Raw genomic sequence first — 9,999 nt, 5'->3', positions numbered from 1 at the left:
GCCGTCGGCAACGACATGCGGATGCTGGTCTCCGACATGGCCGGCCGCGCGTCGGTCGAGCTCAAGGGCCGCGAGCTGGGCTACGAGCTCGATGCCGCCAACACCAAGGCGCTGGTCGCGCGGGTCAAGGACCTGGAGTCCAAGGGGTTCACGTTCGAGGCCGCGGACGCCTCGTTCGAGCTGCTGCTGCGTGACACCGTCCACGGCGAGCGCAGGCGGCACTTCGAGGTCGAGTCGTGGCGGGTGATCGTCGAGCACACCAAGGGCGGCGAGCTCGTCAGCGAGGCCACGGTCAAGCTGCACGCCAAGGGCGAGCGGATCGTCGCCACCGGCGAGGGCAACGGCCCGGTCAACGCCCTGGACAAGGCGGTGCGGCTGGCGCTGGAGCGGCTCTACCCGGAGCTGGCCAGGGTGGAGCTCGTCGACTACAAGGTCCGCATCCTGGAGGGCACCCACGGCACCGGCGCCATCACCCGGGTGCTCATCACCTCCAGCGACGACACGACCGAGTGGGCCACGGTCGGCGTCGCCGAGAACATCATCGACGCCTCGTGGCAGGCGCTTGAGCAGGCGGTCACGTACGGCCTGCTCAGGGCCGGTCACGAGCCGTCCTAGCGGCCCCTAACCGACGGGATCCGGCGCGAGCTGGGAGCGACGGCGGCCGAGCAGGCTGTCGACCGCCCAGGCGCCGGGTCCGAGGACGGCGATCAGCAGGAAGGCCCAGCAGTACATCGCGGCCAGCTCGCCGCCGTTGCGCAGCGGGAGCAGGTGGACGGGCTGGTGCACGACGAAGTACGCGTACGCCATCGTGCCGGAGGACAGTATGGCCGCAGCCCTGGTGAACAGGCCGCTCAGCACGAGCAGGCCGCACACGAGCTGGATGAGCGCGGCCCACCAGCCCGGCCAGGCGGCGAACTCGATGGCCTGCCCGGTGCCCCTGTTGCCGCCCAGCACGCCGAACAGGGACGTCACGCCGTGCAGCGCGAACAGAAACCCGGTCACGACGCGGAACAGCGCGAGCACCGGCTGCCCGATCCGGTCAAGATGGCGCATGGGGCCTCACCTTTTTCCGTGGGGAATGAAGATGAGGCCAAGGGTGCGGGCCTTTTCCGGCCACCGTCAATGACCATTGAATTCAGTAATGCGAATAATGAGTCTGACGTGGGTGTTTACCGATGAAAATACCGGTAGCTAAATTTCAGAGGAGGCCGGCCGGGAAGCTCACGCCGTTGACGGTGACCTTTCCGCCGGAGCAGGACACCTTGGGCGAGTCGGCGCCCGGGACGATGATCGTGAGCAACGACCTGGCGGCGGGGGAGACCACCACGTTGGTGGGCTGCTTGGACAGATAGGTCGGCGACATCCATCCCTGCTTGCCGCCGCGCTGCACCTTCTGCCCGCCCACCGGCTTGCAGGAGGCCAGCTGCACCAGCGTGACGTCGAACTTGCCGTCGCGGAGCACGACCCGGCCGGCCCGGTTGGACACCAGCTTGAGCGCGTCGTCGAACCGCCACAGGTTCTTGATCTTCTTGCCGCCCGAGGCGGTGTCGAGCACCGCCATCACGTCCTCGTCGTGATGCACCAGCACGGACCTGGTGCGGGTGACGCCATAGGCCTTGTCGGTCAGCCGGAACGCCTGGCTGCCGGAGCCGTACTTCGTCTTGACGAGCTTGCTCGACGTGCGCGGCCTGAACCGCTCACCCACGACGGTGGGCACGTTGTGCGCCTCGGGGGAGAGCGTCCAGTAACGGTAGGCGGTCTTCTCGTAGGAGTGGAACCCGGCGTCGACCAGGATGTCGCGGCCGTGCGCGTAGTACGTGACGCCCAGGTGGTCCTCGTGCCCGTGGTACTTCATGCCGGGGCCGAAGCGGATGGAGTAGTAGGCCGACTCCGGCTTGCCCCAGGCGGTCCGCCCGTAGACGTAGCCCGCCTTGTACGCCTTGACCTTCTGCTTCGGCGTGCCGGTCTCCATCTTGGGCTCGGTCTCCGCGCTGCCGTCGCCGAGGGGCACCATGTAGCCGTTGGGCTGGGTGGAGTGGGCGATGAAGTCCTTGAGCGCGTCGGCGCGCTTGCTGATCTCGCCCGGCACCTTGCGTCCGCAGGAGCGCATGTTGGCCATCGCGACCTGCAGCCGGCCGTAGACGTAGACCGCGTAGCGCGGCGCCTGCTCCATGAGCGCGCCCTGAGAGTCGACGTCCAGCTTGACCGTGCCGGTCAGCCGCTTGGAGGCCAGCCCCGACCAGTCCTTACGGCCATAGCGGCAGCCGATGGCCATGAGCGCGATGTCCTGGTCGATGCCGTGGTTGTGGCCCTTCTTGTAGAGCCTGGCGTCCGACAGCAGCTTGGCGTGGTCGGCGAGGCTCTGCTTGAGCCAGTCGTCCTTGACGTGCATGCTCAGGCACACCAGCGCCTGGCTCCGCAGCGAGACCGGGTGGTCCTTCCAGACGTAGGCCTTGGTGCCGCGCGCGCCGCGCTTGTTGTGCGTCACCCAGTCCTTGGTGATCTCCCTGGCCCGCTCCAGATAGCGCTGCTCGCCGCTGTTCTCGTATTCGACGACGAGCGTGCCCATCCAGCGCAGCGACTGGAAGACGTACTCCCAGGAGCGGTTGCGGTGCGGGCTCGCGGCCCAGTCGATCTTCTTGCCGAGCTTGTACGAGGGCAGGCCCACCAGGGAGATCTCGCCGCGCATCACGTCGTCGGCCGTGGGGGTGCCGGGCAGCCAGTCGCCCTGGCACTGCGTGGTGCGCTTGGCCGGCTGCTTGATCGGCGCCGACACACTGCCCTGGGCCTGAGCGGGGATCGCCGTCCCGCTGAGGAGGAGCGTCAGGGCAAGGGGGATCGCGAGGCGGCGCACGCCAGGTTCCTTCCGGGCCGAAAAGGTGGGGAATTGGCACATGCTGGCCGAATCCCTATCCCAAGGTCAAGTCGGGCACCGGATCGTTACGACCCCCGGGCTCGCCCACCCCATCCGGGTCGGAGATGCTGTCCCTCATGAGGTACGACGACGTCATCTTCCCCGACACGCCGGTCTGCGGAGCCGCACGCGAAGTGGCCACCCGGTATCACTCCGCGTCGCTACTCAACCACTCCATCCGGGCCTACGTCTGGGCCGCGGCCTACGCCCAGGAGCGCGGCATCGCCTTCGACGCGGAGCTGCTGTACGTGTCCTCCATGCTGCACGATATCGGCCTGACGGCGGAGTTCGACAGCCACACGGTGCCCTTCGAAGAGGCGGGCGGGCACGTCGCCTGGGCGTTCTGCGCCGGCGCGGGCTGGCCGGTCGAGCGCCGGGTCCGCGCCGCGGAGGTGATCATCCGCCATATGTGGGACGTGGTGCCGGTGGAGGAGGACCCCGAGGGGCACCTGCTGGAGCTGTCGACCGGCATGGACATCTCCGGGCGGCGCACCGAGGACATCCCCGCCGGGCTGCGCGACGACGTCCTGCGCCGCCACCCGCGCCTGGACCTGGTCAAGGAGTTCGCCGCCTGCGTCGCCGACCAGGGCACGCGCAAGCCGTCGAGCCTGGCCGGCGGGTTCGTCCGCGGCGGGATCGCCGAGCGCATGGCGAACAACCCGCTGGACGGCTAGTCAGGACTTCGGCGCCGCGCTCTGCACCACCTCGAACGACCACACCTCGGAGCCGGAGGCGGCCGGGCCCTGCCCATGGCCGTGCCCCTGGCCCTGGCCCTGGCCCTGTCCCTGGCCCGCAGCGGCCTGGGCGTGCCCACGCTGGAACGCCTGGCCCTGCTGCCAGGTCTGGAAGTCCTCCTCGCTGCGCCAGCGGGTGTAGACGAGATAGCGGTCGGTGCCCTCCACCGGCCGCAGCAGCTCGAACCACTCGAACCCGTCGGCCGACTCCACCATGCCGGCCCGGTTGGAGAAGCGCTCCTCCAACTGGGCGCGCATCTCGGCGGGCACCGTCAGCACGTTGATCTTCACGACCGATGACACGGAAGAACCTCCTTGAGTCGTAGCCCGTCAAGCAAATCACGAGGCGGGCGCCGTACGTGGGCGGACCCCGCCGACGTCGGCGATAGCCTTGTCAGGTGCGTATAGCGAGGTTCTCCACAGGCGAAGGCGTCACGTTCGGCGTGGTCGAGGGCGGTCCCGGCGAGGAGTTCATCTCCGCGATCACCGGCCACCCGTTCGGCCAGGTGCAGTTCACCGGAGAGCGGGTCCCGCTGTCCCAGGTCAAGCTGCTCGCCCCGATGCTGCCCAGCAAGGTGATCGCCATCGGCAGAAACTACGCCGAGCACGCCCGAGAGATGGGCAACGAGGTGCCCGACGAGCCGCTCATCTTCATGAAGCCGTCCACCTCCGTGATCGGCCACGGTGAGTCGATCGCCTACCCGACCACGCTGTCCGACCGGGTCGACTTCGAGGGCGAGCTGGCCGTGGTCATCGGCAGGCTCTGCCGCGAGGTCCCCGCCGAGCGGGTCAAGGACGTCATCTTCGGCTACACCTGTGCCAACGACGTCACCGCCCGCGACCTGCAGAAGAAGGACGTGCAGTTCACCCGGGCCAAGGGGTTCGACACCTTCTGCCCGCTCGGGCCGTGGATCCAGACCGACCTCGACCCGGCCGACCTGGCGCTCACCACCACGGTCAACGGCGAGATGCGGCAGACCGGCCGCACCAGCCAGCTCATCCACGACATTCCCGCCCTCGTCGCCTACGTCAGCGCGGTCATGACGCTGATCCCCGGCGACGTGATCCTGACCGGCACGCCGGCCGGCGTCGGCCCGCTGGAGATCGGCGACGAGGTCAGCGTCGGGATCGAGGGCATCGGCACTCTGACTAACAAGGTGGTCTCCCGTGACTGATCTCCGGGTGCGCTTCGCCCCCTCCCCGACCGGCATGTTCCACGTCGGCGGCGCCCGCACCGCGCTGTTCAACTGGGCCCTGGCCGAGCAGTCCGGCGGCCGGTTCGTGCTGCGCGTCGAGGACACCGACGCGACCCGCAACCGCCCGGAGTGGATCGAGGGCATCATCTCGGCCCTCGACTGGATCGGCATCAACGGCACCAACCCGGTCTTCGAGGGCCCCTACTTCCAGTCGGCCTACGAGCCGCAGCACCGCGAGGCCGTGGCCAAGCTGCTGGCCGACGGCAGGGCGTACCACTGCGACTGCACCCGCGAGCTGCTCGTCGCGCGCACCGGCTCCGAGCACAAGGGCTACGACGGCCACTGCCGTGAGCGGGGGCTGACGGCGGGCGCGACGCGCTTCCGCACCCCCGACGACGGCGTGACCGTCGTCGACGACGTCATCCGGGGCCGGGTGGAGTTCCCCAACGACGCGCAGGAGGACTTCGTCATCGCCCGCACCGACGGCTCGCCCCTCTACGTGCTGGCCAACGCGGTCGACGACATCACCCAGAACATCACCCACGTGATCCGCGGCGAGGAGCACCTCGGCAACGCCGCCAAGCAGCAGTTGCTGTGGCCCGCGCTGGGCGCGACCCCGCCGGTCTGGGCGCACCTGCCCGTGATCGTCAACGAGCAGCGCAAGAAGCTGTCCAAGCGGCGGGACAAGGTCGCGCTGGAGGACTACCGCGCCGAGGGCTACCTCGCCGAGGCCATGGTCAACTACCTCATGCTGCTCGGCTGGGGCCCCGGCGACGACCGCGAGATCATGCCGTGGTCGGAGATGGTGCCGCTGTTCAAGCTGGAGGACGTCAACTCCTCCAGCGCCTTCTTCGACGACAAGAAGCTGCGCGCCTTCAACGGCGAGTACATCCGGGCCCTGCCCATCGAGACGTTCGAGGAGCGCTGCCGGCCCTACCTCGACGCCGACTGGGACCGCGAGCTGTTCAGCAAGGTCGCCGTCCTGGCGCAGACCCGCCTGACGGTCCTGTCGGAGATCCGGCAGAACGTCGACTTCCTCTTCCTGGACGAGCCGGTCTTCGACCAGGCGTCCTGGGACAAGGCGATGAAGAACTCCCCGGAGGAGATCCTCACCGGCTATCTGTCCCGGCTCGACACGCTGAGCTGGGACCCCGACTCGCTCAAGGCGGCGCTGGAGGAGGTCGGCACGGCTCACGGGCTCAAGCTGGGCAAGGCCCAGGCGCCCGTCCGCGTGGCGGTCACCGGCCGCACCGTGGGCCTGCCGCTGTTCGAGTCGATCGACGTGCTCGGCCGCGAGCGGACCAAGGACCGCATCCGCGCGGCCCTGGCCCGCCTGCGAGGCTGAGCACGAGGCCGATGGCCGCGCCCGCGGCCATCGACAGCCACACTCCGGTGACTCCGAGCCACGCGCTCAGGACATAGGCGAGGGGCAGCTGTACGGCGAGGCCCGCCACGGTGGCGGCCAGCAGGCGGCTGCCCCTTCCGCTTGCCTGGAGCACCCCGCCGACGGCGATCAGGGCGCCGAAGGGGATGAGATAGAGCGTCATCCAGCGCAGGAAGCTCACCGTGGCCGACGGATCGCCGGTGAACAGGCTCGCGACGGGGACGGCCACGGCGTTGAGCGCGAGGGCCACCGCCGCTCCCGTGAGCAGGCCGAGCCGCAGGGGCGAGCCTGTGGGCTCCGAGCGCGCGGTGCGGATCAGGGCGGCCTGGCGGAGGGCGTAGAAGAGCATGACCCCGGCGAGCATGACCTTCTGCCCGATGCCGTAGCCGGCGAGTGCGGCCGTGCCGAAGGACGCCACGAGGTCCACCAGCACCATGCCCACCACGGCACGAGCCAGGAAATCTCCGGACATGGGCAGCCCGGTCTTCAGGACCTCACCCACCATGAGCCCGCGCGCCCTCTCCTGAGGCGCCGGACGGGCGAGCGCACGTAAGGCCAGAGCGAGGGTGAGGGCGCGGGCGAGCACGGTGGCCAGTGCGGCTCCTCGCACGCCCAGGCCGAGCCCGTAGATGAGCAGCGGATCAAGGACGATCACCAGAGCGTTGCAGATCAGCGCGTGCCGCATCGGCCGCCTCGTGTCGCCCCGGCCTTTGAGTGTGCCGTCCACGATCGTCTGCGCGAAGTACACCGGCAGGCCGCCGAGCGAGATCAGGAGATAGGACGCCGTCAGCCCCGCGTCGTCGGTGAACAGCGCCGCCAGCGGCTCGCGGAGCAGGACGCCCGGCACGGTGATCGCCACGGCGAACGCGGCCCACAGCAGCCAGCCGGTCCTGATCACGGGGGCGAGCGGCGCGCGGCCGTCGCGGCGCCCGATCAGCACGGTGATGCCTGTGGGGACGGCCAGGAAGAGGCCGTAGGCCAGGTATTCGGCCGTGGTCGCCACGGTCACCGCCGCGATGGCGCCCTCGCCCAGCGGGGACACCCACAGCAGATCGATCAGGCCGACCGCCACGACGGCGGTCAGCAGTTCCACATAGATCGGCATCGCCAGTCGGAGCATGCTCGATACCTCGATTCGTAGTAACTCGAATCGAGGTATAGCGGTACGATGCATGCCATGGCAAGTGGCGGTGACCTGACCCTCACCATCCTGGGATTCCTCAACGAGCGCCCGATGCACGGCTACGAGCTCAAGGCCCGGCTCGCGGCCCTGACCGGACATCTGCGGCCCGTCAGCGACGGCGCCCTCTACCCGGCCATCACCAGACTGGAGGCGAAAGGCCTGGTGGAGCGACACGAGGAGGCCGGGACACACGCGGCCCGCAGGCAGGTGCTCACCATCACCCCCGAGGGCAGGCGGCAACTGCTCAGGCGGCTACGCGAACCCAGCGATCTGGACATCAGCGACCAGAGCAGGTTCTTCGCCCTGCTGGCGTTCCTGTCGGCACTGCCCGGGGAGCAGGAACAGGCGGAGGTGCTCCGGCGCAGGCTCGCGTTCCTGGAGGCGCCGGCGAGCTTCTTCTACGAGGGAGACAAGCCGGTCAGGATTCGGGACGAGCCCGACCCGTACCGGCGCGGGATGCTCCAGATCGCCCGCGCGGCCAGCAGAGCCGAGCAGGAGTGGCTTCGGCAGCGCATCGATGAGCTGGCCGTGGCGGGCTGATCCAGGGAGCGTCGCCTGTGGCTAGACGAGGCCGCGGCGCTCCAGGAGCGGGCGGATGCTCGGCTCGCGGCCGCGGAAGTTGCGGAAGGACGTCAGCGCGTCCACGCTGCCGCCCCTCGACAGCAGCTCACGGCGGAAGTGGTCGCCGTTGGCCCGCGTGAGCCCGCCGTTCTCCTTGAACCACTCCACGCTCTCCGCGTCGAGCACCTCGCTCCAGATGTAGGAGTAGTAGCCGGCGCTGTAGCCGCCGAAGAAGATGTGCGCGAAGTAGTTGGTCCGGTAGCGCGGCCTGACCTGCGGGAGGGCGATACGCGCCGCCTCAAGGGCCGCGGCCTCGAACGCCTCGGCGTCCGGCACGCTCTCACCCGCGCCCAGCTTGTGCCAGGCCCAGTCGAGCAGCGTGGCGGCCAGGTATTCGACGGTCTTGAAGCCCTGGTTGAAGTTGTCGGCCGCCTTGAGCTTGTCCACCAGCTCCGCGGGCATCGGCTCGCCCGTCTCGTGGTGCCTGGCGTAGCTCGACAGGATCTCCGGCCACGTCGCCCACATCTCGTTGACCTGAGAGGGGTACTCGACGAAGTCGCGCGGCACGCTGGTGCCCGACACGCGCGGGAAGCGCACCTCGGAGAACAGTCCGTGCAGGGCGTGCCCGAACTCGTGGAAGGCGGTGTTGACCTCGTCGTACGACAGCAGCGTCGGACCCTCGGCGGGCTTGGTGATGTTGAGGTTGTTCATCACCACGGGCTTCTCGCCGAACAGGAACGACTGGTCGACCAGGTTGTTCATCCAGGCGCCGCCCCGCTTGCCGGGCCGGGCGTACGGGTCGAGCAGGAACAGGCCGAGCGCGCTGCCGTCCTCGTTGAAGACCTCGAAGACCTCGACGTCCTCGTGGTAGCCGGACAGGTCCGGCCGCTCGGTGAAGGTCACGCCGTAGAGCAGGGTCGCCGCCTTGAACACGCCGTCACGGTAGACGCGGCCCAGCTCCAGGTAGGGCCGCATGGCGTCGGCGTCGAAGTCGTAGCGGGCCTTGCGCACCTTCTCGGAGTAGAAGGACCAGTCCCACGGCTCGATCGCGAACCCGGCCTGCTCGGCCAGCGCCTCGGCCTCCTCGCGGGCGTTGCGCACGGCCGGGTCGACGAGCTGGCCGAGCATCTCCTCGACGGCCTCCACGGTCTTGGCCGTCTGGTCGGCGACCACGTACGCGGCGTGGCTGGGGAAGCCCAGCAGCGCGGCCCGCTCGGCGCGCAGGGTGGCCATCCTGATCGCGAGCTCGCCGTTCTGCGGCGCCCGCTCGACGCTCAGCGTGTAGAGCCTGCGGCGTACCTCGCGGTCGGTCAGCTGGGCGAGGGCCGGCTGGTTGGTGAAGTTGAGCAGCGGCAGTACGTGGCGGCCGTCCTTCTCCAGCGACCTGATCGTGGCCTCGTCCAGCCCGTCGAGCTCCTTGACGTCCGTCACCACCAGGGCCGACTCGGTGGAGGCCCTGAGCAGGTTCTGGGAGAACTCGGTGGAGAGCTTGGACAGCTCCTCGTTCAGGGCGCGCAGCCGGTCCTGCTCGGACTCCGACAGGTCGGCGCCGGCTCTGACGAAGTCCTCGCGGTACTTCTCCAGCAGCCACGCCTGCTCGGGGTCGTCCGTCGTCACCTGCTTGAGGCGGGCCCACAGCGCGCGGTTGAGCCGGATCGCGTCGCTGTGCTTGGACAGCTCCGGCGAGATCCGCTTCTCGATCTCCATGAGCGCGTCGGAGGTGTTGGACGCCGCGTAGCTGTAGAACACCGTGGCCACCCGGCCCAGGACCCGGCCTGAGCGCTCCAGCGCGGCGACGGTGTTGTCGAACGTGGGCGGCTCCTCGCCGGCCGCCACGGCCTCCACCTCGGCCAACTGCTCCGCCATCCCGCGCGCGAAGGCGGGCAGATAGTGCTCCTCGCGGATCTCCTCGAAGGGCGGCAGCTGGTAGGGCAGGCTGCTGGGGGCGAAGAAGGGGTTCTCGGCCAACGTTGGGGCTCCTCCACGTGGTGGTTTGTCCCTATCAGCTTGGCACGGGGGAGCCGCTG

Annotated in this window: 10 protein-coding genes; 5 read left to right on the top strand and 5 right to left on the bottom strand. The window is 69.3% G+C overall.

All coding sequences use genetic code 11. The features are described 5' to 3' along the window. A partial coding sequence (locus tag ACTMTF_RS22705) for an alpha-isopropylmalate synthase regulatory domain-containing protein (protein ID WP_441112484.1) occupies positions 1-615 on the top strand: 615 nt, incomplete at its 5' end. 6 nt (positions 616-621) lie between these two features. Here the strand turns inward: ACTMTF_RS22705 and ACTMTF_RS22700 are convergent. Both ACTMTF_RS22700 and ACTMTF_RS22695 read right to left on the bottom strand, forming a co-directional pair. Further along, positions 622-1,053, bottom strand: a complete 432-nt coding sequence (locus ACTMTF_RS22700) for a DoxX family protein (RefSeq protein ID WP_397004997.1) — start codon at positions 1,051-1,053, stop codon at positions 622-624. A 145-nt stretch (positions 1,054-1,198) separates the two neighbouring features. Further along, positions 1,199-2,854, bottom strand: a complete 1,656-nt coding sequence (locus ACTMTF_RS22695) for a heparinase II/III family protein (RefSeq protein WP_441112483.1) — start codon at positions 2,852-2,854, stop codon at positions 1,199-1,201. 137 nt (positions 2,855-2,991) lie between these two features. Between ACTMTF_RS22695 and ACTMTF_RS22690 the strand changes: the two genes are divergently transcribed. Beyond that, a complete protein-coding gene (locus tag ACTMTF_RS22690) occupies positions 2,992-3,588 on the top strand; it encodes an HD domain-containing protein (RefSeq protein ID WP_441112482.1) in 597 nt (198 codons plus the stop codon). Here the strand turns inward: ACTMTF_RS22690 and ACTMTF_RS22685 are convergent, their stop codons facing one another. Then, complete coding sequence (locus tag ACTMTF_RS22685) at positions 3,589-3,951, bottom strand: antibiotic biosynthesis monooxygenase family protein (RefSeq protein ID WP_441112481.1); 363 nt, start codon at positions 3,949-3,951, stop codon at positions 3,589-3,591. A gap of 95 nt (positions 3,952-4,046) precedes the next feature. On the opposite strand from ACTMTF_RS22685, the gene ACTMTF_RS22680 reads away from it, so the two are divergent. Continuing rightward, positions 4,047-4,823, top strand: a complete 777-nt coding sequence (locus ACTMTF_RS22680; protein ID WP_397004989.1) for a fumarylacetoacetate hydrolase family protein — start codon at positions 4,047-4,049, stop codon at positions 4,821-4,823. Further along, positions 4,816-6,189 carry a glutamate--tRNA ligase gene (gltX, locus tag ACTMTF_RS22675; RefSeq protein ID WP_441112480.1) on the top strand — a complete coding sequence of 458 codons (1,374 nt, stop codon included), beginning with the start codon at positions 4,816-4,818 and terminating at the stop codon, positions 6,187-6,189. The genes ACTMTF_RS22680 and gltX overlap by 8 nt, the downstream gene beginning before the upstream one ends. Here gltX and ACTMTF_RS22670 read toward each other — a convergent pair. Then, entirely contained in the window at positions 6,083-7,348 is a 1,266-nt protein-coding gene (locus tag ACTMTF_RS22670; protein ID WP_441112479.1) for an MATE family efflux transporter, read from the bottom strand. The two genes, gltX and ACTMTF_RS22670, sit on opposite strands and share 107 nt — an antisense overlap. Positions 7,349-7,405: 57 nt before the next feature. On the opposite strand from ACTMTF_RS22670, the gene ACTMTF_RS22665 reads away from it, so the two are divergent. Then, entirely contained in the window at positions 7,406-7,951 is a 546-nt protein-coding gene (locus tag ACTMTF_RS22665; RefSeq protein ID WP_441112478.1) for a PadR family transcriptional regulator, read from the top strand. A gap of 21 nt (positions 7,952-7,972) precedes the next feature. On the opposite strand, the gene ACTMTF_RS22660 is transcribed toward ACTMTF_RS22665, so the two are convergent. Beyond that, positions 7,973-9,940, bottom strand: coding sequence for a M3 family metallopeptidase (locus tag ACTMTF_RS22660; RefSeq protein ID WP_397004981.1), 1,968 nt, complete (start codon positions 9,938-9,940; stop codon positions 7,973-7,975). Between the last annotated feature and the right edge of the window lie 59 nt (positions 9,941-9,999).

Source organism: Nonomuraea sp. ZG12, from assembly GCF_052068115.1.
Taxonomy (GTDB): Bacteria; Actinomycetota; Actinomycetes; order Streptosporangiales; family Streptosporangiaceae; genus Nonomuraea.
The sequence above is the reverse complement of the archived record's forward strand: the minus strand, read 5'-3'. Positions and strand labels throughout refer to the sequence as shown.